Below are 23,521 nucleotides of genomic sequence, written 5' to 3' on the forward strand. Positions count from 1 at the left end.
TCCGCCGGTATCCGGTCACTCTGTCCTAATCTGGACGGGTGAACGTCGATGTGACAGCCCTGCCCGGTATCGGTGTGCGGAAGGATTTCGAGGTCCGTGCCGGGCGCCGGATCGGGGTGGTGGCGCATAAGGACGGCTCCATCGATCTGATCGTCTCCCAGCGTGACGATCCGGATGCCTGCCTGGTGCAGGTGCCCCTGACCTCCGACGAGGCCGGGGTGCTGGCCAATCTGCTGGGCGCTCCGCAGCTGGTGGAGAAGCTCAAGGAGGATCACCGGGACCTACCGGGGATCACCACCAGACAGCTACCCATCGGCAGTAGTTCGCCCTACCGCAGCCGCATGCTGGGCGAGACCGGACTGCGCACGCGCACCAAGGCCTCCATCGTCGCGGTCATGCGCGCCGGGCAGCTGCACCCGTCGCCCGGACCGGATTTTGTGCTCGACTCCGGAGATCTGCTGGTAGTGGTCGGTACCCCGCACGGGCTGGACGCGGCCGCTCGCATCCTGGCCGACGGCTGACACGGTGGATTCGACCGGCCTAGCCCTGATCGAGCTCGGCGCGATCTTGTTCGCGCTCGGCATGATGGGCCGCTTCGCCGGCCGCTTCGGCATGTCCCCGATTCCGCTCTATCTGCTGGGCGGGCTCGCATTCGGTGACGGCGGCATCTTCCAGATGAAGGCCGCCACCGAATTCGGCCACCTGGCCGGTGAGATCGGGGTGGTGCTGCTGCTCCTGCTCCTCGGATTGGAGTACACCCCAGCCGAATTGATGACCGGACTGCGCCGCGACTGGTTGGCAGGCTTCCTCGATATCGCCGCCAATGCCACACCCGGCGTGCTCGTGGCGCTGTTCCTCGGCTGGGGTCCGGTCGGGGCGGTGACCATGGGCGGCGTCACCTATATCTCGTCGTCGGGCATCGTGGCCAAGGTGCTCAATGATCTGGGCCGCCTGGGTAACCGCGAAACTCCGGTCATCCTGTCCATTCTGGTGTTCGAGGATCTGGCCATGGCGGTGTACCTGCCGATCCTCACCATGATGCTGGCGGGGCTGAGCTTCTTCAGCGGACTGAAATCGCTGGCCATCGCACTGGTGGCCATTACGGTGGTGCTGGTGGTGGCGCTGCGCTACGGCCGCTATGTCTCGAAAATAGTGGACAGCAATGACAATGAGGTGTTCCTGCTCAAGCTGCTCGGTGCGGCGCTGCTGGTCGCCGGTGCGGCCTCGGCCCTGAATGTGTCGGCGGCGGTGGGTGCGTTCCTACTAGGCATCGCCATCTCCGGCAGCACGGCGCAGGAGGCGGCGAAACTACTGGAACCGCTGCGAGATCTGTTCGCGGCCATCTTCTTCGTGGCCTTCGGGCTCAATACCGATCCACGCGCCATTCCGCCGGTGCTGGGCTGGGCGATCGCACTGGCGCTGGTCACCGCGCTGACCAAGATCGGCACCGGCTGGTGGGCGGCGCGGCGGCAGGGCATTCGCCGAATGGGCCGGGCGCGCGCGGGCGCCGCGCTGGTGGCACGCGGCGAATTCTCCATCGTCATTGCCGGACTTGCGGTTTCGATGGGCGGGGTGAACCACCGGCTGGCCGCGCTGGCCTCGGCCTACGTGCTACTGATGGCCGTATTGGGCCCGATCGCCGCCCGCGTGGTCGAGCCGACCGTCCGGCTCCTGCAGCGCGACCGGGGCGGTCTCGACCCGGTCGGGAAGTAGTGTGACAGCGGCCTTCTCGGTGGCACGGCGGGCCGAGGACTCCCGCCAGGCCAGCAGGCGGCGGGAGATCAGCACCGCGATCCCGCCGACCGCGAAACCGATGATCAGTGCCGAGAAGTGGCCGTAATCGGTGAAGGTGCGGCCCTTCCAGACGCCGTAGCCGTACCAGAGCAGCAGCCCGGCCGCCCAGAGTAGTCGCGGATAGCCGCGCAGCCGAAAGGCCAGTACCGCCAGCATGGTCGAAATCCCGTAGCTGGGGCCGACATCCGAGGCCACCGTCACCCGGAACGGGATGAGATCCTTCTGCACCGCGTGCGAGATGCCCACCACGGTGATCAGGGTGGCGCCGATATGCCCGATGGCCACCACCAGAATCCAGCGCAGTGAACCCAGCCAGCGTTCCGCCAGCGCCATCAGCGTCAGCAGGACGATGATGTCCCCCCACGGGAACCCGCCGCCCTCGGTCCAGAACGCGGAGGCGAGCAGCACCTGGATCGGATCCCGCTGCATATTCTTGAGATTGGTGGAGGCGGACAGGATCAGTCGGCGGCCGACCAGATCGCTGGCGCCGCGCAGCGTCCACCAGGTCACGAAGAGCGTGAAGGCGTAGGCGATGCAGGCCGGGGTCACCGCGAGCAATCGCTGATAGGCGGTGACGGCGCGCCGCCACCGCTGCGGGCGCGCCCACCACGCACTCAGGGCGCGCACCTCGTCGGTGATGCCGACGGTGTCGAGCCAGGGTGGCTGATAGGTGCGCAGAGTCATGTGATGCGGTCCGTTCTCCCGTGCGCTGCTGGTCGTCACCGTCCGAACCGACGCCCGCGGGGGTGTCGGTGCCATGGTATCCCGAGGTCAAGCGGGCCTGTGCCATGCGGCGGTGAGTCGAGAAGTTACGCGTAGTAATGCCCAGGGAAAGTCGCGGTTACACCACAGCAACATGGGCTCCGGAGGATTGGGCCCATGTACCACCAGCGAATCGGCGGCGCGACCTACAGTTTCGACGGGCTGGTCGAGCTCTTGGCCAAGGCGACCCCGCGTCGCAGCGGTGACGAATTGGCCGGATGCGCGGCCGAATCCGATGCGGAACGCGCCGCCGCCCAGTGGGCGCTGGCCGAGGTGCCGCTGACCACCTTCCTCGAGTATCCGGTGGTGCCGTACGAGACCGACGAGGTCACGCGCCTCATTCTCGATACGCACGATCGGGTTGCCTTCCAGGCGATTTCGCATCTCACCGTGGGTGGGCTGCGGGACTGGCTGCTCGGGGTCGCCGCCACGGCGGAGGCGGGGCGCACGCTGGCCGCGGTCTCGCCCGGGCTCACACCGGAAATGGTGGCCGCGGTCAGCAAGCTCATGCGCAATCAGGATCTGATCGCGGTCGCCAGGGCCGTCGAGGTGCGCGCCGGGTTCCGCACCACCGTCGGGCTGCCCGGGACCCTCGCCACCCGATTGCAGCCCAATCACCCCACCGATGATCCGCGCGGTATTGCGGCGGCCGTGCTGGATGGATTGCTATTGGGTTGCGGTGATGCGGTAATCGGGATCAATCCGGCTACCGATTCGCCGCGGGCCACCGCCGATCTGCTGTACCTGCTCGACGAGGTGCGGCAGCGGTTCGATATTCCCACGCAGTCGTGTGTGCTCTCGCATGTCACCACCACCATGGGGCTCATCGAGGCGGGCGCTCCCGTGGATCTCGTGTTCCAGTCCATTGCGGGGACAGAGGGTGCGAATTCCGGCTTCGGCGTGAATATTTCGCTGCTGCGGGAGGCCAATGAGGCCGGGCGGTCGCTGCGGCGCGGCACCGTCGGCGACAATGTCATGTACCTGGAAACCGGTCAGGGCTCGGCACTTTCGGCGGGTGCGCACCTGGGCACCGGCGGACGGCCCGTCGATCAGCAGACCCTGGAGACCCGCGCCTACGCCGTGGCGCGGGAGCTGGATCCGCTTCTGGTCAATACCGTGGTCGGATTCATCGGGCCCGAATACCTCTACGACGGTAAGCAGATCATCCGGGCAGGGCTCGAGGATCACTGCTGCGGCAAACTGCTCGGGCTGCCCATGGGCGTGGACGTCTGCTACACCAACCACGCCGAGGCCGACCAGGACGATATGGATAATCTGCTCACGCTGCTGGGTGCGGCGGGCTGCGCCTTCGTCATCGCCGTTCCGGGTGCGGACGATGTCATGCTCGGCTATCAGAGCCTGGCCTACCACGACGCCCTCTACGCCCGAAAAGTATTGGGCCTGCGGCCCGCTCCCGAATTCGCCGCCTGGCTCGAACGCCTCGGCATGATGGGAACCGACGGCCGCGTCCTGCCGGTCCCGCCCCTCTCCTCACCCCTGCGCGGATTGGCGAGCGCCTCGTGAACGAATCCCTGCGTCCCTCAGGCATCGAAGACATTGCGGCACGGGCCTTCTGGGCCGACCTCCGGCGCACCACCCAGGCGCGCATCGGACTGGGCCGCACCGGCGACGCCCTACCCACCGCCGACGTCCTGGAACTGCGCGCCGCCCACGCCGCCGCCCGCGACGCCGTACACAACCCACTCGACGTGAATGCCCTTGCCACCCAAGTGAATGCCCTCGGCCTGGGCGAAGCGGTCCACATCCGCAGCCGCGCAACCGACCGCTCCGAATACCTCCGCCGCCCAGACCTGGGCAGGTTGCCGTCCGATACAGCGACCGCTCCCGATACGGATACTGCGCCCCGCGAAGGGATTTCGGCGCTGCGGTACACCGGCGCGGATATCGGCATCGTCCTCGCCGACGGTCTCTCGCCCCGCGCCCTCACCGACCACGGCGTACCCATGCTCGCCGCCCTCGCGGAAATCCTCGGCGACCGCTACACCCTCGCCCCGCCGGTCATCGCCACTCAATCCCGGGTGGCCCTGGGCGACCACATAGGCCAGGCCCTCGGCGTAGGCACCCTGCTGGTCCTCATCGGCGAACGCCCGGGCCTGTCCGTCGCCGACAGCCTCGGCATCTACCTCACCCACCTCCCCTGCCCCGGCCGCGCCGACTCCGAACGCAACTGCATCTCCAACATCCACCCACCCGAAGGCCTCGGCTACACCCGCGCCGCCCAGGTCGCCTCCGGCCTCATCGAAGGCGCCCGCCGCCTGGGCCGTTCCGGCGTCGACCTCAAGGACACCTCCGCCGACCCCACACTGACCGGCAGCGAGGCTCTGATCCTGGAAGCGGCTGATCCGGCGTAGCTCGCCGAGGACTGCGGCGTGGTCTCGGTCGTCGCGGAGTAGACCGAATCGGCACTCAGCTCAGTGCCTTCAAGGCGGCCCTGCTGAGTGGTCTTTGCCGCATATCTGGGTGCTGTGTGCTGATCCTGAGTGGCGGAAGCAACACTGAGGGAGGGGCGCGACGCCCAGCGCCGATCACTGACACCCGCGATCGGCAACCTCGTCGAGCGTTGCACCGGTTCCGCGCCCGCCGGGGTGATCGCCGAAGCCGGTGTTGACAGTTCCCTGTGCGCGCGGGGGTGGGGCGACCTCCGGCGTGCCCGGCGCAACTATTCTGCACACTGCGCATAGCGTGACGGCTGCGACCGAGGCACAGCCGGTGCCGCGCGCCGAGGGGAGGCTGCCGTGAGATCACCGATCGTGCTGGCGCTGCTATTGGCCGGCGCTGTGCTGCTGGCGGGGCTCGGGGCGTTCCGGATCATCAAGGACCCGCGGCGTGTCTCGACCGGATTCATATTGCTGGCGGCGATCGCATTGCTCGCGCTGTGGGCATTGCTGGCGGTGCACGACTGGGATCCGACGCTGGCCCTGGAAATCGCCTTGGCGCATGTCATTCTGCTGCCACCGCTGTCGCTGCTGGCCGCGGGCATCGGATTGGTCGCCAACGGTGTGGTGCTGACTCGGCGCGAGGGGCTGCGTATTGCCACCGCCGTCGCGCCCGTCGCCGGTATCGGACTGCTGGTTTTGCCGCTGCTGGCCTATCGGATCATGGATCCCGGCCCGGAGACCTCGATCTGGCAGGAGGCGGTGGTCGTGGCGTTCCTGCTGCTCGGGCTGCTCCTGCTGGTGCAGTTGCTGGCATTCACCGGCTACGCGGTGCTGTACGCACGACTTCCGCGGCAATCCGGCACCGATGCGGTGGTCGTGCTGGGCTGTGGACTGGCCGGCGGGCGCGTCACTCCGCTGCTGGCCTCCCGGCTGGACCGGGCGATCGAGGTGTATCGCGACGAGGTGGCGGCGGGTGCGGACCCGCTGCTGGTGACCTCGGGCGGACAGGGTCCCGGCGAGACGGTCGCGGAAGCGGATGCCATGGCCGACTACCTCGAGGCCGCCGGACTGCCCGCCGCACGGATCGTCCGGGAGAATCGATCCCGCAATACCCGGGAGAACCTGCGCTTCACCGCGGCTCTGCTCCGCGAGCGCGGCTGTGCGCCGGAGGATGTGCGAATGACGGTGGTAACCAGCGACTTTCACGTCATGCGCACCGCCGCGCTGACCCGCCGGCTCGATCTGGACGCCCAGGTGACGGGCGCCCGGACCGCACGCTACTTCGTGCCCGCGGCCTTCCTGCGCGAGTTCATCGCCATGCTGTCCACGCATCGGCGGGCCAATCTGGTGGTCGCGGGCGTGCTCGTCGCGCTGATCGCCGCGGCCACGGTCTACTCGTATCTTCCTGTCGGGCTTGTTGATTCGGATTGACGATGCGTTCTACGGCCGACCGGCCTTCGTGCGCAGATCCAGGCGGCGCATCACCCGATCCACCACCTCCGGTGCGATACCGGGCTCTCGGCGAGCAGCCATCGCCTCGGCGCGACCGGCCTCCAGCACCTCATCGCTGATGGCGCGTATCTGTTTGGTGAACGCGACGGTGCGGTCGGTGGCGATGCGCGCATTGCTGTCCGCCGCTTCGGGATCGGCCTGCGCCAGCCGGCGTTCGAAGCCGTCCCGCAGCCGCTCGTAGATCTCCTCGGGCAGTCGCTCGGTGGTCGAAATCTCTTTCAGCCGAGCAAGTTCGGCCTGGAGCACCCGGGTCCACAACTGCAGTTCCAGCTTGCGTTCGCCGTCGGTATCCGCGTGCACACCCGTCGCCTGCACCACCAGCGGAAGCGTGGTGCCCTGCAAAAGCAGGGTGAAGAGCACGACGGCGAAAGCGGTGAACAGGATTTCGGAGCGGCCGGGGAACGGCGCACCGGTATCGGTGGTCAAGGGAACGGCCAGCGCCAGCGCGACTGTGGCCACCCCGCGCATACCCGCCCACCATGTCACGATGGTTTCCCGCCAGGTGTAGGGCTCATCGGCATCGTGTGTGCGCCAACGGTTCCGGAACAGGGCGGTGGTGCACAGCAGCCAGATCAGCCGCAGCCCCACCACCACGCCGATCACCGCGGCCGCGCCGCCGAGGAAGCGCGGCCAGTCCGGCCCCGCATCCCGAAGCACCGTACTGAGTTCCAGGCCGATGAGCCCGAAGGCGAAACCGGTGACCAGCATTTCGGTGATCTCCCAGAAGGAGTCACCGACCAGCCGATAGTCGCTGTCGCTGAAATCCGTTGCCGCATCGGTGAGATACAGCGAACACACCAGCACGGCCAGCACCGCCGAACCGCCGCGCGCTTCGGCGAGCGCATAGGCCGCGAACGGCAGCAGCAGGCCGAGTGCCACCTGCCACGGCGCCTCACCGAGCCGCCGCATGAGCTTGCTGCCCAGCCAGCCGAGCAGCAGGCCGACCAGCACACCCACGACCGCGGAGATCACGAAATCCCCGGCCGCATGCCAGGCCGAGAATTTTCCGGTGACCACCGCCTGGATCGCCGCCGCGTAGATGACGATGGCGGTCACATCATTGAACAGGCCCTCACCCTCGAGCACCGCCACCAGGCGGCGGGGCAGCCCGAGCTTGCCCGCCAGCGCCGAGACCGCGACCGGATCAGGAGGGGCGACCAGGGCGCCGAGGGCCAGCGCGGCGCCGATCGGGACGGCCGGATACCAGGCGCGGAAGATCAGGGCCACGGCCACGGCCGTCACGGCGACCAGGACCACCGCGCGCAGGCTGATGGCGCCCCAGTTTTCGGAGAAGGACCGCCAGGAGGTGCGCCGGGCCGCGGCGTACAGCAGCGGCGGCAGCACTAGCGGGAGGATCAACTCCGGCTCGATGTGAATATCCGGCACCTGCGGAATCAGTGCCAGGACCAGGCCGAAGACGGTCATGAGCACCGCGGGCGCCTGGCCCAGCCGCCGTCCGAGCGGTTGGGCGATGATGGTCGCCAGCAGGACCACGAAGATCAACTCGAATTGGCTGTGCACGCCCGTCAGTTTGCTGCCGATATGCCTGAAAGTCGACCAACCGGTCCGTGTTCTCAGTAGTTACGCTGCGAGACTCTCAGGAAGGCGAAGGTCCGGCGGGCGGCATTCCGAGACCGCCCTGCGGGTAGGCGCCGGGCCGTTCCGGGGCATACAGCGGCGGCTGACTCGGGTAGTACGGCTCGGGCTGCTGATGCGGGGACGTATATTGCGGCGGGCGCCCGAGATTCTGCGCCGCACCGTAACCGCTCGGTGCGGGCCTGCCCGGGTCATTCGAATTGCCCGCTCGCGCAACCGTGCTCGACTGCAGGGACCACGGGTCGTGCCGCGCCGGTTCCGGGCGAACGGGTTCGGCAATACGATTGGCCTCGTCCACTTCGGTCAGTCCGACGTGAATGAGCAGCACCAGGGTCACCATGCTGACGCTGACCATGAGCGGGGCCAGCAATTGCATCGGACTCACGCCCGAAGGCATGCTCGCGTGATCCATCTGATGGGCGCTCATCGCCGCCATACCGGTGTAATGCATGCCGCAGACGGCCACGGCCATGATCAATGCCGCACCGATGGTCGCGAGAATTCCATTGATATTCAATGTGAACCACAGCGCCACGATCGAGGCCACCACCGCGATGACCATCGACACCGCGACCAGTCCGGCGTTGTATTCGATCATCGCGTCCGATTTCATGGCGTACATGCCCGCGTAATGCATGGCGCCCACGCCGAGACCGGTAATGGTGCCGCCGACCGGCAATTCCCAGCCGCCCCATCGGCTGGTCGCCACGACGGACAGGCCGATCCACACCACCACGATCGCCACCAGCGCGCTGAGCAGAGTGATCGGCACGTTGTAGCGAATGGACGCGCCGTGGATCGAAAACCCGAGCATGGCAACAAAATGCATGACCCAGATGCCGGTGCCGCCGATGGCGACCGCGGCGGCGATCAGCCAGCCGCGGCGGCCTTCGCCGGCGCGGGCACGGGCGGTGCAACGCAGCCCGAGCAGGCAGCCGGTGACGGACATGATGTAGGCCACGACGGGGGTAACCCACCCGTAAGTGAAGTGGTGAATTTCCAGCACTCGAACTCCATTGCCAGAACAGGGGTTTCGCGGATCGCGTTTGCGAGCGAAGAGTACCGGCCACCTGTCCGATTGGGAAATCGAAACATCATGATTTCTGAAAGTTAGCTGGCTGAGATTGCAGATGCGGGCAACCGTTTGAATCTCCCTGATCGGGACCGGTTCCTTTGCCCTCGTGAATGCCTACCGTGAGTCACGGCACATATAGGGATTGACGCATACCGAGCGCAGGAGACCACTATGACCGCCACCGAGCAGTACCTGCAAAACAATTCGACCTACGCCGCCACCTTCACCGGGCCGCTGCCACTGCCTCCCTCACAGGGTGTTGCCGTGGCCCTGCGTGTCAGGGTGAGGTGAGTCCACCGGCTCGGAGCCAATCGGAGATGCAGGGCGAGAGACGGATCGCTATTTCATGACCAGGACAAGAGCCGCGGTCGCCGAAGGCCACAATGGGCGGATGGGTTCTCCAGGGCCGCGTGGTGACGAGCCGAAGCGGCGGCGTGCGTTCAGCGCAGCGGACAAGTTGGCGTATCTGCAGGCCTACGAGCAGGCGATCGAACACGGCGACGGTGGCGGGTATCTGCGCCGAGAAGGGCTGTATTCCTCGCAGATCAGCGAGTGGCGCAAGCAGCGCGACGCGGGGGTCCTCTCCGGTAAGAAACCGGGTGAGAAGGTCGGTAAACTGACCGCTGAGCAAGCCGAAATCGCACGTCTGACAGCGGAATTAGCGCGTGCCAACAAACGTCTCGTCACTACCGAGGCCGCCCTGGACATCATGGGAAAAGCACACGCTCTCTTGGAATCTCTCTCCGAGAGAGCGGATTCCGACGAGCAGCGCAGAAGGCGTTGACCACCGCGTACATGTCGTTGACCGATGCCGGAGCCGGTACTCGGCGTGCGGCGGTATTGACGGGACTGGTGCGTTCCACCGCGAACCGCCGCCGTAAGGCCGCCGCGGCACCGAGTTCGGGTGTACCGCAACCGGTTTCAGATCCGGTGAACAAGCTCTCCGAGTTCGAGCGACGCGCGATCCTGGAGAAACTGGGCAGTGCCGGGTTCGTCGATCTGGCGCCGTTGCAGGTCTTCGCCCAGCTCCTGGACGAGGGCACCTACCTGTGTTCGGTGTCCACGATGTATCGGGTGTTAGGGGAAAACAAGCAGGTCAAGGAGCGGCGCCGGTTGGCGCGGCATCCGGCCAAGGTGTGTCCGGAGTTGGTCGCCACCGCACCGAGGCAGGTGTATTCGTGGGACATCACCAAGCTCGCCGGCCCGGTCAAGGGACAGTATTTCGATGCCTACGTGATGATCGACATCTACTCCCGTTACATCGTCGGGGTCCATGTTCACAATCATGAATCCGGTGTTCTGGCAACGGAATTGATGAAAGAGATCTTCGGGGTCCACGGGATTCCGCAGGTAGTGCACGCCGATCGGGGCACGTCGATGACGTCCAAATCGGTCGCCGCTCTGCTCGCCGATCTCGAGGTCACCCGCTCGCATTCACGGCCACGGGTATCCAATGACAACCCCTTTTCGGAGGCGCTGTTCAAGACTCTGAAATACGGTCCAGAGTTCCCCGAACGTTTCCGATCACTCACCGAGGCACGACAATTCATGGATTCCTTCGCCGGGTGGTACAACCACCAACACCGCCACACCGGCATCGGTTTACACACCCCCGCCGACGTTCACTACGGGCTGGCCACCGACAAGGCCGCCGCCCGCCAAGCCGTGCTCGCCCAGGCCCGCGCCCGCCACCCACACCGCTTCGGCACCACCACGGCACCGAAGATCCTTGACCTACCCGAGACCGTCTGGATCAACCGACCAGCCGACGACGCCACCCAGGAGGCCGACACGACAGCCGCTTAACACCCGTTGGACTCATCCACCTTGAAAAATTCCGTGGTCGCGTGCATGGACGCGCGCATCAACGTCTACGCGGTCCTGGGCCTGTCCGACGGTGAAGCGCATGTGATCCGCAATGCCGGCGGCGTGATCACCGCCGACGAGATCCGTTCACTCGCGATCAGTCAGCGCCTGCTCGGCACCCGCGAGATCATCCTCATCCACCACACCGACTGCGGTATGCTGACCTTCACCGACGACGACTTCAAAGCCGCCATCCAGCAGGACACCGGCATCAAGCCGGAATGGGCCGCGGAATCGTTCACCGACCTGGAAACCGATGTCCGCCAATCCATCTCGCGCATCGTCGCCAGCCCGTACATCCCGCACAAGGACAGTATCCGCGCCTTCGTCTTCGACGTGGCGACCGGCAAACTCAACGAGGTCGTAGCGGGCGACTGATACGGCGCTATTCGGCCTGCCAATCCCTGCCGAACAGCGACAGCTGCGCCGGATCGCTCTCACCCTCGCCGTAAAGACTCCGCAGACACCGAACGCAGGTGACACCGGCGCGGGTCGGCTGCAACGCGTTGGGAGACCACCCCGCAACCCCGGTGTGGCACAGCAGCTCCGGCACCTCCTCGGTGCCGACCCACTGCCCGAGTCCGACAGCATGCACGGTGCGCCCGTTCCGGACGATGGCGTGCACACCGGGATCGCCGAATTTCGCCCGTGCGAACGCGGCCAGGGGAGCGATATCGGTCATGCTCCGGACAATACGGTTCGACTACGACAGCGCGGCCCCGGCGCGGCGGAGTGATGCCGGTGCGTCACCGAATTTTCTGGCCGCGGCGGCCCTTGACGGTGAACAAAGCCGCTGCTGCGGTGATGATCAGGATCGGCAGGGTGAGCAATCCCAGGGGGCCGACGAAGAGGGGATCGGGCACGTGGTCCGGCGCCGAGGTGAGCTGCGGCAGGGGGAGTGCGAATTCGTTCAAACCGAGATGGGCCGTGACGGCGGGCCAGACCGAATGCGTATGGATCCGGATCACCGCGATCAAGGCGCCGGCGCCCACCGCCACCGCCACGGCTGCCGGTACGGCGACATAGAGCGGGTGCCCCGGATAACTGCCGCCGAGGGCCGTCATCGGCAGGTGCCACAGGCCCCACAGCACACCCCCGAGGCAGATGCCGGTTGTGGTGCCGAAGCGAAGTGTCAACCGCGGCATCATGTACCCCTGCCAGCCGATCTCCTCGCCGAGGTACAGCGGAATCGACACCACCGCCGACACCGGCAGAGCCAGCACCGGCCACCAGGACTCGGGCCAGACCGGATGATAGGCGCCCAGCAGTGTCGCGGGAATCAGTCCGGCCAGCGTGATCGCCGGCAATGCGGCAGTCGCGCACAGGCATTGGACGATCACGCGCCGGCGTGGACGGGGCAGTCCGAGTGCGAGCACCCGTGGCACGCCGCGCCACGGGTGCCGTCGCAGTGTCAGGGCGATCGCCACCACCGCGGGGACGAGCATCATGGTGAACAGGCACGCCTGTGCCAGCGAATTCGCGTGCTGCGAGGGCGCTGACCGGCGAAATCCGTTCAGCCACAGCGGTGTGGTCACCACCCAGGCTCCGAGGTATGTCGCGGGGAGGAAATACCACAGCTCTTTCACGGCCTGTCTTCGCTGGGCCACCGGGTGTTCTGCTTCCGGAGCCCGCAAGTAATGTCTATTCATCACACTCGAAAACGCTAGGAGCGCAATCGATTAGACGCGGTGACGTGATCACCCGCAAAGATGGTGTAGCCCGCTACACCGAGGCAGTCGATCATCCGCTGCCGCGCCCGGTCCGGCGGCACACCGTCGAGTCGTGTCCGCTGTCGTCCTCGGCTTGAGATCTTGCGCTTGATTGCTGTTCAACGCCAGGTAGTTCGCCGATCGGGCGCGGTGTCATCATCTCCCAGGTCGATGGTGTAGCCCGCTACACCGTCACGCTCGAGCGGAAATGCGAAACTCGAGGGATGCCAGTCGCGTTGTGGTGGGAACGGATCCGGTTCGCGGGTGTCTCCAGCGTGGTGACGCTGGGGCGCGGGCTGTACGCCGTGATCGCGGTGCCGGTGCTGCTCTATACGTCTGTCACCTGCGTCGTCGGGATCGGATTCGTGCTGGTGCCGCCGCAATTGTGGTTGCTCGGACGGATCGGTGATGCCGAGCGGAAACGGCTGGCTCGAGTGGCGGAGGGGCCCGAATTTCCCATCGGCAGACCATTTCGGTGGCTGCCGTCGCTTGTCTCGGACCGAACGGTGTGGCGTGAACTCCGCTGGGCCGTCGTCATGCTCTTTGCCGGGACTGTGCTCGGCCTGCTGGGTGTCGCGATCTTCCTCCTGCCTGTCATGTCGTTTGCGGCGATTTGGCTGTGGTGGTTGTTCCCGCCGCACGACCCGATCCGGGTTGTCGCGAATGTGCCGATCACTGGATGGTGGTCCGCGTTCACCGTGGGGATCGCGCAAACGGTGATCACGGCAGCGGTGGCCATCGTGTGCGGACCACTGGTCGCCCGCGCCGGTCTGTGGGTATCGCGGGCCGGGCTGCGGCCGAGTGCGAAATATCAGCTGGCGCAAGAGATCACGGTGCTTCGCAGCAGTCGGTCCGGCGCCGTCGACGCGCACGCGGCCGACCTGCGCCGCATCGAACGCGACCTGCATGATGGCACGCAAGCGCATCTGGTCTCCCTCGCGCTTCGCCTTGGCCTGGCTCTGCGTGTGCTGCAACGTGATCCGGCGGCGGTCGCGCCGCTGCTGGAGCAGGCGCGATCGGGCGCGGAAGCGGCGATGAGTGATCTGCGGACAGTTTTGCGCACCACCTACCCGCCGATTCTGTCCGATCACGGACTCGACGGCGCGCTGTCCGCAGTGGCGGCGAGCTGCACGGTGCCGACCCAGGTGCGCGTAAATGTCGGCGCGGCCACGCCTGCAGCGGTGGAGGCGGCAGTGTATTTCGTTGTCACCGAGGCGCTTACCAATATCGCCCGGCATTCCGGAGCCCGTGCCGCGAGCGTCGACGTGCGCATGGTCGACGGGTGCATTGCCGTCGAGGTGCGCGACGACGGCCGCGGCGGCGTCGATGAATCCAGGGGGACAGGGGTTTCCGGTATGCGACGACGTGTGGCGGCGCTCGACGGCCTGCTCGCCGTCGACAGCCCACCCGGCGGACCCACAATCCTGCGGGCGGCGTGCCCATGCGAATAGTGATCGCCGAGGACAATGTCGTTCTCGCACAAGGGCTTGTGCTGCTGCTGCGCGCCGAGGGCCACGAGGTCGCGGCCGTCACCACCGACGGCGACTCCTTCGTCGACGCCGTCCTGGAACATCGCCCCGACGTGACGATCGTCGACGTCCGGCTGCCGCCTACCTTCCGCCACGAGGGTATTCGCGCGGCGCTCCGGGTCCGTTCCCTCGTCCCCGGCCAGCCGGTCCTCGTCTTCTCCCAGTACGTCGAGCACAGTTACGCACGAGACCTGCTCCGCGCGGGCGCCGGCGTCGGCTACCTCCTGAAAGACCGCGTCGCCCGTGTCGAGGATTTCCTGCGCGCCCTGCACCACATCGCCGAGGGCGGAACCGTCATGGACCCAGAGGTTCTCGACCAGCTCATCACCCGCCACGACCCGGTCGCCACCCTCACCGCCAGAGAACGAGAAGTCCTCGAACTCATGGCCCAGGGCTACGCGAACAGCGAAATAGCCCGCCTCCTGACCGTCACCGACCGAGCCATCCACAAACACATCGGCAATATCTTCACCAAACTCGACCTCCCCGCCGAAGACACAGGCCACCGCCGAGTCCTGGCCGTTCTGGCCTACCTCAGCCGCTGAAAGATGCCCCCGGGAGTCGGGGCTGCCCACCTGCGCAACAGCAAACTACTGTCCCGTTTCTAGCCCACATTGTGAAAGGTCCACAGCCATGTATCTGATCTCGATGGCATTAGGAATGTTCGGCCCCCTGCTGGTCCCCACCGGAAGCTCGGACTGCTGGATGGACAGCACCGCCCCCGCCTGCTGGCCCCACTGACCAACCGAGTCGCACTGCGCGATATCGCCGAGTGGGCTCTGACGGTGGGCCTTCTCGGCGTGTCGCCACCACCAGAGCCCACTCGCGGCTGATTCGCTCTGGGGGAGAGCGGAATTGGCGGCGAGGGAGCGTCAGGGTGTCGTGATACTCAGATTGTGTTCAACGATTGTGTTGTGGCACTTCGGGATCCGGGCGGCGATCGGGGGTGCGGAGGGGAGCGCCGACGTGGTGCAGGTGGGTCAGTGCCTCGCGGTAGGAGGAGATCAGGCCGGTTTCGTGGTACGGCACGCCGATCTCGGTGCAGTAGTCGCGGACGATCAGCCGGGCGCGTCGCAGGTTCGGGGTCGGCATGCTCGGGAACAGGTGATGTTCGATCTGATAGTTGAGGCCACCGAGGGCGAGGTCGGTCAACACGCCACCCCGGACGTTGCGCGAGGTCAGCACCTGGCGGCGGAGGTAATCGGGACGGTCGTCGCCGGTCAAGGTCGGCATGCCCTTGTGGTTCGGGGCGAAGAGGCAGCCCATGTACAGGCCGAACAGGCCCTCGTGGACGGCAATGAACACGAGAGCCTTGTCGGCGGGCAGCACCGCGAACAGTAGGGCGAGGTAGACCGCGAAGTGGCCGAACAGCAGTGCGCCCTCCAATACGCGGTGTTTGACCGATCGATTTCTGAGCGCACGGACGCCGGCCAGATGGAGGTTCAGGCCCTCCAGCAAGAGCAGGGGAAAGAACAGGTACGCCTGCGCCCGCCCGATGAGACGGGCCAGACCCCGGCTGGACCGTGCCTGCCGTTGCGACCAGACCAGAATGTCGGGCGCGACATCGGGGTCGAGCTCCTCGTGGTTCGGGTTGGCGTGATGCCGGGTGTGCTTGTCCTGCCACCACCCGTAACCCAGACCGATGCCGGCATTGCCGACGAGTCGTCCGACAAGCTCCGTAGGCCGCCGGAGCCGGAAGACCTGGCGGTGCGCGACATCATGCATGACGAGTGCGATCTGAGCGAACGTCACCGCCATGAACCCCGCGACCAGCAGCGTCCACCACGAATCCCCGATGAGGACGACAGCGACCCAACCGGCCACGAACGCGACCCCGACGAGGCTCAGCCGGATCGCGTAATAGACGGGACGCCTGTCCATCAGCCCCGTATCGGAGATCTGGCGCAGCAAACGGGCGTAATCACCCTCAGCGCCGCGCCGCGGCGACCGTGGAGATGACTCGGGAACCAACGCAGGTGTCGACATAAATCTTCCTGAGAACTGAGCCCGAGACGCCACCTCCGCCCGTCGACAATGCCGGCCGGTCGATGCCGGAGCAGGGCGCCGATTTCGATACCCCGAAGCTATCGCCCAAATTCTCGTCGCCTGTAACCCCTTGGTATGACACGAAATAGGACTCCAGTGTGATATCGCCTGCCCACCGCAGACCCGATCAGCCCTCGCGGTTTCTGAAACACCGACGGGCCGAGACTGTTTCGAGTGATCGACCGCCCGCACGCAGCCCCTGACCAGAATCGGTTGCCGCTCTTCGGCATTCGGCTGAACACCGACACGAGAAAGGCCCCCGAAGCTGGAAGCTCGGGGGCCTTTCTCGTATGCAACCTAGTCCAGGTAGTCGCGCAATACCTGGGAGCGGCTGGGGTGGCGCAGTTTGCTCATGGTCTTCGATTCGATCTGGCGGATGCGCTCGCGCGTGACGCCGTAGACCTGGCCGATCTCGTCCAGGGTGCGGGGCTGGCCGTCGGTGAGGCCGAAGCGGAGCCGGACTACACCTGCCTCGCGCTCGGAGAGGGTTTCCAGGACGGACTGGAGCTGGTCCTGGAGGAGGGTGAAGCTGACGGCGTCTACTGCGACGACGGCTTCGGAATCCTCGATGAAATCGCCGAGCTGGCTGTCGCCTTCGTCGCCGATCGTCTGATCGAGGGAGATGGGTTCACGCGCGTACTGCTGGATCTCCAGCACCTTTTCGGGCGTGATGTCCATTTCCTTGGCGAGCTCTTCGGGAGTGGGCTCACGGCCCAGATCCTGCAGCAGCTCACGCTGGATACGGCCCAGCTTGTTGATGACCTCGACCATATGCACCGGGATACGGATGGTGCGGGCCTGATCGGCCATGGCGCGGGTGATCGCCTGACGGATCCACCAGGTGGCATACGTGGAGAACTTGTAGCCCTTGGTGTAGTCGAACTTCTCGACCGCGCGGATCAGGCCCAGGTTGCCCTCCTGGATGAGATCCAGGAACGCCATGCCACGGCCGGTGTAGCGCTTGGCCAGCGAAACCACCAGTCGCAGGTTGGCTTCCAGCAGGTGGTTCTTGGCGCGATTGCCATCGCGCATGATCCACTGCAGGTCGCGGCGCAGCTGAACGGTGAGCTTCTCGCCCTTTTCGGCGAATTCGCGCAGCTTCTCGGTGGCGTAGAGGCCGGCCTCGATGCGCTTGGCCAGCTCGACCTCCTCCTCCGCGTTGAGCAGCGCGACCTTGCCGATCTGCTTGAGGTAGGCGCGCACCGAGTCGGCGGAAGCGGTGAGCTCCGCGTCCTTGCGAGCCTGCCGCAGGGCCTCGGATTCCTCCTCGTCCCAGACGAAGTCGCCCGACGCCTTGTCCTTGGCGGTGGGCTCCTCGGCCTCTTCGGCTTCCTCGCCCGCCGCCGGGGTCTCGGCCTCTTCGGCATCGTCCTCGGCGAGATCCTCCTCGACCAGGTCGGTCTCATCGACCTCCAGGTCGCCGAGATCGGCGAGATCCACCGACTCTTCGTCGGCGCTCACATCGACGTCGCCGTCGTCGCCCTCGCCCTTGCTGCCGGCCTTCTTGGCAGCCGCCTTCTTGGCCGGAGCCTTTTTAGCAGGGGCCTTCTTGGCTGCGACTTTTTTGGCCACCGCCTTCTTGGCCGGGGCTTTCTTAGCGGCAGCCTTTTTGACCGGCCGTGCTGCGGTGATGTCTGCGGAGTCGGCTTCGTCGGCCGATTCGGCGGTCTCTCGGGTATTCGTGGCTACCACGTACGCCCTTTCGTGACGGTCTCGTGCGGCGTCACGCCAGAGTGGTGATCCGGCGGAGCGGTCTGTAGGGGGGTAACCGGCGCTGGTGCCGGGTTGTTTTCACCGGCGCACCGCCGGAGCTTCTTCCATTGTAACGATCGAACCAGCGTACTTATGGCGCGATACCGGCAGACACGGCCATTGCCGCTCCCACGATGCCCGCGGTGTTCTTCAAATCGGCCGCGACGACGGGGGTTCGGTTGGTCAGCAACGGAATCCATTCAGCGTAGTCGCGACTGATGCCGCCACCCGCCACGAACACGTTCGGCCAGAACAGGTTTTCCAGCGTGACCAGCACCTTACTGACTTCGGCGGCCCATTGCGCGTAGGTCAGTCCGTCGCGATCCTTGATCGATGCGGCGGCCCGGTGCTCGGCCTCCTGACCACCCACCTCGATATGCCCGAGTTCGCTGTTGGGCATGAGCACGCCGTTGTACATCACGGCCGATCCGATGCCCGTGCCGAAGGTGAGCAGCATTACCAGACCGTCGAGATCCTTTGCTGCGCCGTAGCGGTCCTCGGCCATGCCCGCGGCGTCCGCATCGTTGAGCACCGTCACCTCGCGGCCGCCGAGCGCCTGCGCGAAAAGCGCCCGCGCGTCGGTGCCGATCCAGGACTTGTCGATATTGGCCGCGGTGCGCACGACACCGCCGATGATCACGCTCGGCATGGTGATGCCGACCGGACCGTCCCAACCCGATTGCGCGACCACCTTCGCGACGGTCTCCGCGACCGCGCTCGGCGTGGCCGGATGCGGCGTCGCCACCTTGATGCGCTCCTGGATCAGCTCCCCGGTGGCCAGATCGACCGCAGCGCCCTTGACACCGCTACCGCCGATGTCGATCCCGAACCCGTGCCCCCGAGCGGACATGACGACTCCTCGTTCTCCCAGTGATGTGCCCGACAAGCCTAATGCGAGGTGTGCGGGATCTGTGCTGCGATGGTCCTCGTGCCGGAATCCGATTTCACCTCCACCGCATCGAACACCACCCTGACCTCCGACGAGACCGACATCGCCGAACTGCGCCGTGTGGCGGTGCATCTGGCCGAAACCGCCGCCGCTCACGTGCGGGCGCGCCGCCCCGAGGTTTTCGGGCCGGGCGCCGTGGCGGACGACGCCGTGCAGTCCAAGAGCACCCCCACCGACCCCGTGACCATCGTCGATACCGAAACCGAGGCGCTGGTCCGCACGCTGGTCGCCGAACTGCGCCCGGGCGATCTCGTCCTCGGCGAGGAGGACGGCGGCACCCTCGCCGATGATCCGGACGCCGTGCAGTGGGTCGTCGATCCGATCGACGGCACGGTCAATTTCGTCTACGGCATCCCCGCCTACTCGGTCTCGGTGGCGGCCGTGCGCGGCGGGCGATCGGTCGCCGGCGCCGTGGCCGACGTGGTGGCCGGGGCCACCTACAGCGCCGGTCTGGGCCTGGGCGCGCACCGGACTCCGCTCGGCGGCGAACCGATTCCGCTGCGCTGCAATCCGGTCGAGTCGGTCTCGATGGCCTTGATCGCCACCGGTTTCGCCTACGCCCCCAAACGCCGTGCCCGGCAGGGCGAACTGATCGCGGAACTGTTGCCGCAGATTCGCGATATCCGCCGCCTCGGCTCGGCCGCGCTCGATCTGTGCATGGTCGCCGAGGGCCGCGTGGACGCCCACTACGAGCACGGACTGAACCTGTGGGATTGGGCCGCGGGCGCGCTCATCGCCGCCGAGGCGGGCGCGCGGCTGACCCTGCCGGCGCCGACGGCGTCCGGTTCGGCGGGCGAATTGGTGGTTGCCGCCGCGCCCGGAATCGCCGACGAACTGAGCGGTCTACTCGAGCGAATCGGTGTCACCACCCCTATCCCGGAGTGAGGACAGTGGGCTAGACAGCCCGAGGCCGCACAGTCCGGAAATACTGATCGCCGCGCCCATCGGGCGCGGCGATCCAGGATTCGGTTGTCGAACGATCGTGTGATGAAACGGTCACGGACACTTGGTTTTTCGGCCGCCGCATGGTCGGCCCGGTACCGCCGTCGCGCGGTACGGCACTCAGCGCAGAGGCATCAGCACTTCGCGTGCCGGGCCGCGTCCAGCAACTTCGGATCGATGGCCGGTGCGCTGCCCGGCGCCGGATTCTTCAGCGACTTGAGCACCTCCTCTGCATCGGTCCCGAGCTGGATATCGCGGAACAGCGAGCCGAGCACCATATCCACGGTGTCGTCGGTGCGCTGATCCTCGATGAGTTCGGCGCACGGCGTCACCAGCTGTGCGGCCGCCGCGGCGGGCCGCCCGTTCACGCCGAAGCGGATCTGGCCGGTGCACTCCAGATCGCCGTTGACGTAGACCGGGTCATTGCCCACCTGAACATCCGGTGCGCTGGCGAAGCCGAGATCGCCCAGTTCGGAGGCGACGTGCGCTGCCTGCCCGCGCTGGCCGTTGGCATTGAACACGCGCACTTTTGCCTGCGCCAGCGGTACTGGTTCGACGTCGCGCAGTCTGGAGGGTGATACGCGCTGCCCCAGCGGCGCCGGCGCGGGCGCCGAGGTGCTGGAGGCGGGACTGGGCGAATTGCACGCCATGGCACCGGGATCGGCCTCCGTCGTCGTCAGTGCGCGAAACCACACACCGACGCAGATCACGGCGATGACGGCCACCATGGCTGCCCACGGCTCCCAGCGTCGCCGAATGAAGGGCCGCCCCTTGGGGTCGGTCGGTCTGCCTTGGGTGATCAGTGAAACCACGGTCACACTCTACGAAAAACCTGGGACAAGTTGCGTGCAAGGTCTCGGTAAGTCCACCGAAGGGTCTCGGTTGCGGGCCCGAAGGTCTCGTTGCGTGCCCTGGTCGGTGACGATTGCCCGTCTTTTTCGAATCACGCGTGTTTTGATTGCGACTTTTGCCGTGGGGTCCGCTATTGTCTGGCGGCCGCGATCGTATCGCCCGGGTTGAATCGGGGGTTCGATTTCGGGAACAACAAGGGCTTGTCCTGCGTTGACCGAGCGCGATCAGGTACGGACCAGGAGTATCCGGCCAGGTCGGTGACTGGTGTACACGTGACGTACACCACGGGCGGGGCGGCTATCCCGGCCCGGTTCCTGCGGGAATCGGGACGGAACCAGCCGGTCCGGGATATACGGAGTAAGGACGAGGGGAAGACGACATGGCAACCGACTATGACGCACCACGGCGCAGTGAAACCGACGAAGTGTCGGAGGACTCGCTCGAGGAGCTGAAGGCTCGTCGCAACGAAGCCGCGTCCGCCGTCGTGGATATCGACGAATCCGATACCGCGGAGTCGTTCGAGCTTCCGGGCGCGGATCTTTCGGAGGAGGTGCTCTCGGTTCGGGTCATCCCGAAGCAGGCCGACGAGTTCACCTGCTCCAGCTGCTTCCTGGTGCACCACCGCAGCCGGCTCGCCAGCGAAGCTAGCGGGCAGCTGATTTGTATGGACTGCGCGGCCTGATCCAGGTCGTTCAGCCCGCAGGAATATCCGTCAGCCCGCGCTCGGTTCGCCGAGCGCGGCAAGGGATTCGTCCGGCGCGAGCACGGGCGCTGGCCAGCTTCAGTTACGTGGCTGACCAGCGTTTTTGACGCCGAGCGCTTCCAGGATTCGATCGGGCCGACGCGTACTGACCAACCAGTACGGTGTCGGGTCGTCCGGATCGTCGAGCACGAGCAACAACATCGGACCGACCCAGGCCCGATGCTGAACGTACGCGGCGGGGTCGAGCTGTCGGCCCAGCGCCGCGCTTTTCGCGCTGGTGGGCACACCCGCGGCACGCGCCACGAAGGTGGCGGGCAGATGCGCGGTATCGATGCGCAGTTCCGGCGTGCCGTCCGCGTCGCGGGCCACCTCCACCCGATGCCGCGACATCCACAGCAGCACCCACACGGGAATCGGGAACAGCAGGACGTAGGGCAGCCAGGCCCGCACACCCGGTGCGCCCATGTGGATTTCGGCTGCCAGCAGTCCGGTGACTGCCAAACCTACGGGCCACCACCACAGTGGCACCCAGAGGCGCTCGGAGTAGAGGGGCGTGGTCTGCTGCTGAGGTTCCATGGTCACCTGAGGGGGCTGGTCGGACACGACATCAGACTAGGTCAATGGCTGCGGGGGTGAACGCGTAGGCTCGGCCGACGTGACCGGTATTCCTCCAATTCCCCTGCTGCGGCTCGATCCCGCGATGCCTGTACCCACGCGCGCCCACGAGGGCGACGCCGGGGTGGATCTGTGTACCACCGAGGACGTCATCATCGAACCGGGGGAGCGGGTGCTGGTTGGTACCGGCATCGCGGTAGCCCTCCCGATCGGAACGGTCGGTCTCATCCACCCCAGGTCCGGCCTGGCCGCGAAGACCGGCCTGTCCGTCGTCAACACCCCCGGCACGGTTGATGCCGGCTATCGGGGCGAGATCAAGGTGTGCCTGATCAATCATGATCTGCGCACTCCCATCGAGCTCCGCCGCGGTGACCGCATCGCCCAGCTGCTGGTGCAGCGGGTGGAGCTGGTCGACTTCGTCGAGGTGGACGATCTCGACGAAACCCAGCGTGGCGCTGGAGGATACGGATCCAGTGGTGGGCACGCCAGCCTGGTGGCCGGCAAGGAGGCATGACGATGTTCGGACGCAAGAAGCGCAACGGTGAGTCCGGCGACGCCGCCGCACCGTACGACGACGAGTACACCGAGTACGACGAATACGACGACGAAGAGGACGAGTACGAGGAGGAGGCGGCCGAGTACGAGGCCGCCGTCGCGTACGACGAATCCGATGAGGACACCGGCGAATTCCCCGTTGTCGCGGGCGAGCGCACCGGCCCGTACAACTACGAGGACGTCGTCGATCAGATCGAGAGCATCGGCGAGCAGCGCCTGGATCTGGGTTCGGTCATCGTGCCGGTCCCGCCGGGCGGTCAGCTGCAGGTCGAGATGACGCCGGAGGGCGCGCCGCAGGCGGTGCACCTGGCCACCGAGCACGGCCGCATCACGGTCGCCGCGTATGCCGCGCCCAAGTCGCCGGGCCAATGGCGTTCGGTCGCAGCGGATCTGGCGGAGACGCTGCGCAAGGACGGCGCCCAGGTGTCGGTGCAGAACGGCCCGTGGGGCCGGGAGCTGCACGCTGTCACCGAGGGCGCGGATCTGCGTTTCATCGGCGTGGACGGATACCGCTGGATGGTCCGCCTGGTGGCGGCCGGTCCCAGCGGCGCCGCCACCGACGGCACCCCCCTGGTGGCCGCGGCCCGCGCCATTCTCGGTGAGACCGTGGTCCGCCGCGGAGACGAGCCTCTACCGGTGCGGGAACCCCTTCCGGTGGTCCTACCCCAGGAGCTCGCCGATCAGCTCGCAGCGGCCCATCAGCAGCAGCTGGACGCACAGCAGCAGGCGGTGGCCGCGCAGCTGGCCGCCATGCAGGGTGGCCCGCAGCCGATCCAGGCTCCGAACGGCGAACCGCGTCGCGGTGCGGAGGGTTCCGCGATGCAGCAGCTCGGCCTGAACTAGCGCCTGCCGCAACACGGCAACG

Annotated in this window: 22 protein-coding genes and 2 pseudogenes; 14 read left to right on the forward strand and 10 right to left on the reverse strand. The window is 66.6% G+C overall.

Annotation, left to right across the window (positions count from 1 at the left end; translation table 11 throughout):
* Positions 1–38: 38 nt before the first annotated feature.
* Together OG326_RS14710 and OG326_RS14715 are read left to right on the forward strand one after the other, a co-directional pair.
* Positions 39–521: a cation:proton antiporter regulatory subunit gene (locus tag OG326_RS14710; protein ID WP_327145194.1), complete on the forward strand. Its 483-nt coding sequence runs from the start codon at positions 39–41 to the stop codon at positions 519–521.
* Positions 522–525: 4 nt separating this feature from the next.
* Entirely contained in the window at positions 526–1,713 is a 1,188-nt protein-coding gene (locus OG326_RS14715) for a cation:proton antiporter (protein ID WP_327145195.1), read from the forward strand.
* Here OG326_RS14715 and OG326_RS14720 read toward each other — a convergent pair.
* Positions 1,612–2,517, reverse strand: coding sequence for a rhomboid-like protein (locus OG326_RS14720; protein ID WP_327145196.1), 906 nt, complete (start codon positions 2,515–2,517; stop codon positions 1,612–1,614). The two genes, OG326_RS14715 and OG326_RS14720, sit on opposite strands and share 102 nt — an antisense overlap.
* A gap of 156 nt (positions 2,518–2,673) precedes the next feature.
* Here OG326_RS14720 and OG326_RS14725 point away from each other — a divergent pair, with 156 nt between their 5' ends.
* The 3 genes from OG326_RS14725 to OG326_RS14735 all read left to right on the forward strand — a co-directional run bounded on the left by OG326_RS14725 (position 2,674) and on the right by OG326_RS14735 (position 6,386).
* On the forward strand, positions 2,674–4,080 hold the full coding sequence (locus tag OG326_RS14725) for an ethanolamine ammonia-lyase subunit EutB (protein ID WP_327145197.1): 1,407 nt from the start codon (positions 2,674–2,676) through the stop codon (positions 4,078–4,080).
* A gap of 23 nt (positions 4,081–4,103) precedes the next feature.
* Positions 4,104–4,928, forward strand: coding sequence for an ethanolamine ammonia-lyase subunit EutC (gene eutC / locus OG326_RS14730; RefSeq protein ID WP_442791031.1), 825 nt, complete (start codon positions 4,104–4,106; stop codon positions 4,926–4,928).
* Positions 4,929–5,312: 384 nt separating this feature from the next.
* Complete coding sequence (locus tag OG326_RS14735) at positions 5,313–6,386, forward strand: YdcF family protein (RefSeq protein ID WP_327145199.1); 1,074 nt, start codon at positions 5,313–5,315, stop codon at positions 6,384–6,386.
* A 9-nt stretch (positions 6,387–6,395) separates the two neighbouring features.
* On the opposite strand, the gene OG326_RS14740 is transcribed toward OG326_RS14735, so the two are convergent.
* Both OG326_RS14740 and OG326_RS14745 read right to left on the reverse strand, forming a co-directional pair.
* Complete coding sequence (locus OG326_RS14740) at positions 6,396–7,988, reverse strand: Na+/H+ antiporter (protein ID WP_327145200.1); 1,593 nt, start codon at positions 7,986–7,988, stop codon at positions 6,396–6,398.
* A 76-nt stretch (positions 7,989–8,064) separates the two neighbouring features.
* Positions 8,065–9,069: an MHYT domain-containing protein gene (locus OG326_RS14745; RefSeq protein ID WP_327145201.1), complete on the reverse strand. Its 1,005-nt coding sequence runs from the start codon at positions 9,067–9,069 to the stop codon at positions 8,065–8,067.
* Between the two features lie 240 nt (positions 9,070–9,309).
* Between OG326_RS14745 and OG326_RS14750 the strand changes: the two are divergent.
* The 3 genes and pseudogenes from OG326_RS14750 to OG326_RS14760 form a co-directional block, all read left to right on the forward strand.
* A pseudogene (locus OG326_RS14750) lies at positions 9,310–9,405 on the forward strand (carbonic anhydrase); the annotation flags it as partial.
* Between the two features lie 124 nt (positions 9,406–9,529).
* A protein-coding gene (locus OG326_RS14755) for an IS3 family transposase (protein WP_327146491.1) occupies positions 9,530–10,944 on the forward strand; the annotation gives its coding sequence in 2 pieces (ribosomal slippage) (positions 9,530–9,896 and positions 9,896–10,944; 1,416 coding nt in all).
* 24 nt (positions 10,945–10,968) lie between these two features.
* Positions 10,969–11,382: pseudogene (locus OG326_RS14760) on the forward strand (beta-class carbonic anhydrase); the annotation flags it as partial.
* Between the two features lie 7 nt (positions 11,383–11,389).
* Here the strand turns inward: OG326_RS14760 and OG326_RS14765 are convergent.
* Together OG326_RS14765 and OG326_RS14770 are read right to left on the reverse strand one after the other, a co-directional pair.
* Positions 11,390–11,686: a hypothetical protein gene (locus OG326_RS14765; protein WP_327145202.1), complete on the reverse strand. Its 297-nt coding sequence runs from the start codon at positions 11,684–11,686 to the stop codon at positions 11,390–11,392.
* Positions 11,687–11,750: 64 nt separating this feature from the next.
* Positions 11,751–12,611 carry a CPBP family intramembrane glutamic endopeptidase gene (locus OG326_RS14770; RefSeq protein ID WP_327145203.1) on the reverse strand — a complete coding sequence of 287 codons (861 nt, stop codon included), beginning with the start codon at positions 12,609–12,611 and terminating at the stop codon, positions 11,751–11,753.
* A gap of 326 nt (positions 12,612–12,937) precedes the next feature.
* Between OG326_RS14770 and OG326_RS14775 the strand changes: the two genes are divergently transcribed.
* Both OG326_RS14775 and OG326_RS14780 read left to right on the forward strand, forming a co-directional pair.
* Positions 12,938–14,164 carry a sensor histidine kinase gene (locus OG326_RS14775; RefSeq protein ID WP_327145204.1) on the forward strand — a complete coding sequence of 409 codons (1,227 nt, stop codon included), beginning with the start codon at positions 12,938–12,940 and terminating at the stop codon, positions 14,162–14,164.
* Positions 14,155–14,787 carry a response regulator transcription factor gene (locus tag OG326_RS14780; RefSeq protein ID WP_327145205.1) on the forward strand — a complete coding sequence of 211 codons (633 nt, stop codon included), beginning with the start codon at positions 14,155–14,157 and terminating at the stop codon, positions 14,785–14,787. The genes OG326_RS14775 and OG326_RS14780 overlap by 10 nt, the downstream gene beginning before the upstream one ends.
* Positions 14,788–15,142: 355 nt before the next feature.
* Here the strand turns inward: OG326_RS14780 and OG326_RS14785 are convergent, their stop codons facing one another.
* The 3 genes from OG326_RS14785 to ppgK form a co-directional block, all read right to left on the reverse strand.
* The gene (locus tag OG326_RS14785) at positions 15,143–16,123 is read right to left on the reverse strand and encodes a fatty acid desaturase family protein (RefSeq protein ID WP_327145206.1); all 981 of its coding nucleotides are present in this window, start codon (positions 16,121–16,123) and stop codon (positions 15,143–15,145) included.
* 462 nt (positions 16,124–16,585) lie between these two features.
* Entirely contained in the window at positions 16,586–17,980 is a 1,395-nt protein-coding gene (locus tag OG326_RS14790) for an RNA polymerase sigma factor (RefSeq protein WP_327145207.1), read from the reverse strand.
* 151 nt (positions 17,981–18,131) lie between these two features.
* Positions 18,132–18,890 (reverse strand): polyphosphate--glucose phosphotransferase, encoded by a 759-nt coding sequence (ppgK, locus tag OG326_RS14795; RefSeq protein ID WP_327145208.1) that lies wholly within the window; start codon positions 18,888–18,890, stop codon positions 18,132–18,134.
* A 69-nt stretch (positions 18,891–18,959) separates the two neighbouring features.
* On the opposite strand from ppgK, the gene OG326_RS14800 reads away from it, so the two are divergent.
* Positions 18,960–19,874, forward strand: coding sequence for an inositol monophosphatase family protein (locus OG326_RS14800; protein WP_442790961.1), 915 nt, complete (start codon positions 18,960–18,962; stop codon positions 19,872–19,874).
* A 191-nt stretch (positions 19,875–20,065) separates the two neighbouring features.
* Here OG326_RS14800 and cei read toward each other — a convergent pair whose 3' ends face one another.
* The gene (cei, locus tag OG326_RS14805; RefSeq protein ID WP_327145209.1) at positions 20,066–20,743 is read right to left on the reverse strand and encodes an envelope integrity protein Cei; all 678 of its coding nucleotides are present in this window, start codon (positions 20,741–20,743) and stop codon (positions 20,066–20,068) included.
* 419 nt (positions 20,744–21,162) lie between these two features.
* Here cei and OG326_RS14810 point away from each other — a divergent pair, with 419 nt between their 5' ends.
* Positions 21,163–21,465 (forward strand): DUF4193 domain-containing protein, encoded by a 303-nt coding sequence (locus tag OG326_RS14810; RefSeq protein ID WP_327145210.1) that lies wholly within the window; start codon positions 21,163–21,165, stop codon positions 21,463–21,465.
* 99 nt (positions 21,466–21,564) lie between these two features.
* Here OG326_RS14810 and OG326_RS14815 read toward each other — a convergent pair whose 3' ends face one another.
* Entirely contained in the window at positions 21,565–22,062 is a 498-nt protein-coding gene (locus tag OG326_RS14815) for a DUF3093 domain-containing protein (protein ID WP_327146493.1), read from the reverse strand.
* Between the two features lie 79 nt (positions 22,063–22,141).
* Here OG326_RS14815 and dut point away from each other — a divergent pair, with 79 nt between their 5' ends.
* Both dut and OG326_RS14825 read left to right on the forward strand, forming a co-directional pair.
* Positions 22,142–22,615 (forward strand): dUTP diphosphatase, encoded by a 474-nt coding sequence (dut, locus tag OG326_RS14820; protein ID WP_327145211.1) that lies wholly within the window; start codon positions 22,142–22,144, stop codon positions 22,613–22,615.
* A 2-nt stretch (positions 22,616–22,617) separates the two neighbouring features.
* Entirely contained in the window at positions 22,618–23,499 is an 882-nt protein-coding gene (locus OG326_RS14825; RefSeq protein ID WP_442791032.1) for a DUF3710 domain-containing protein, read from the forward strand.
* Positions 23,500–23,521 lie beyond the last annotated feature (22 nt).

The sequence above is a fragment of the Nocardia sp. NBC_01327 genome, from assembly GCF_035958815.1.
GTDB lineage: Bacteria > Actinomycetota > Actinomycetes > Mycobacteriales > Mycobacteriaceae > Nocardia.

Excerpts from the sequence above, each read along its gene's own strand:
- OG326_RS14725 (WP_327145197.1), top strand. The coding sequence starts at position 2,674 with ATGTACCACCAGCGAATCGGCGGCGCGACCTACAGTTTCGACGGGCTG.
- OG326_RS14765 (WP_327145202.1), bottom strand. The coding sequence starts at position 11,686 with ATGACCGATATCGCTCCCCTGGCCGCGTTCGCACGGGCGAAATTCGGC.
- OG326_RS14775 (WP_327145204.1), top strand. The coding sequence starts at position 12,938 with ATGCCAGTCGCGTTGTGGTGGGAACGGATCCGGTTCGCGGGTGTCTCC.
- OG326_RS14780 (WP_327145205.1), top strand. The coding sequence starts at position 14,155 with ATGCGAATAGTGATCGCCGAGGACAATGTCGTTCTCGCACAAGGGCTT.
- OG326_RS14785 (WP_327145206.1), bottom strand. The coding sequence starts at position 16,123 with ATGGACAGGCGTCCCGTCTATTACGCGATCCGGCTGAGCCTCGTCGGG.
- ppgK (WP_327145208.1), bottom strand. The coding sequence starts at position 18,890 with ATGTCCGCTCGGGGGCACGGGTTCGGGATCGACATCGGCGGTAGCGGT.
- OG326_RS14800 (WP_442790961.1), top strand. The coding sequence starts at position 18,960 with ATGGTCCTCGTGCCGGAATCCGATTTCACCTCCACCGCATCGAACACC.
- OG326_RS14810 (WP_327145210.1), top strand. The coding sequence starts at position 21,163 with ATGGCAACCGACTATGACGCACCACGGCGCAGTGAAACCGACGAAGTG.
- OG326_RS14815 (WP_327146493.1), bottom strand. The coding sequence starts at position 22,062 with ATGGAACCTCAGCAGCAGACCACGCCCCTCTACTCCGAGCGCCTCTGG.
- OG326_RS14825 (WP_442791032.1), top strand. The coding sequence starts at position 22,618 with ATGTTCGGACGCAAGAAGCGCAACGGTGAGTCCGGCGACGCCGCCGCA.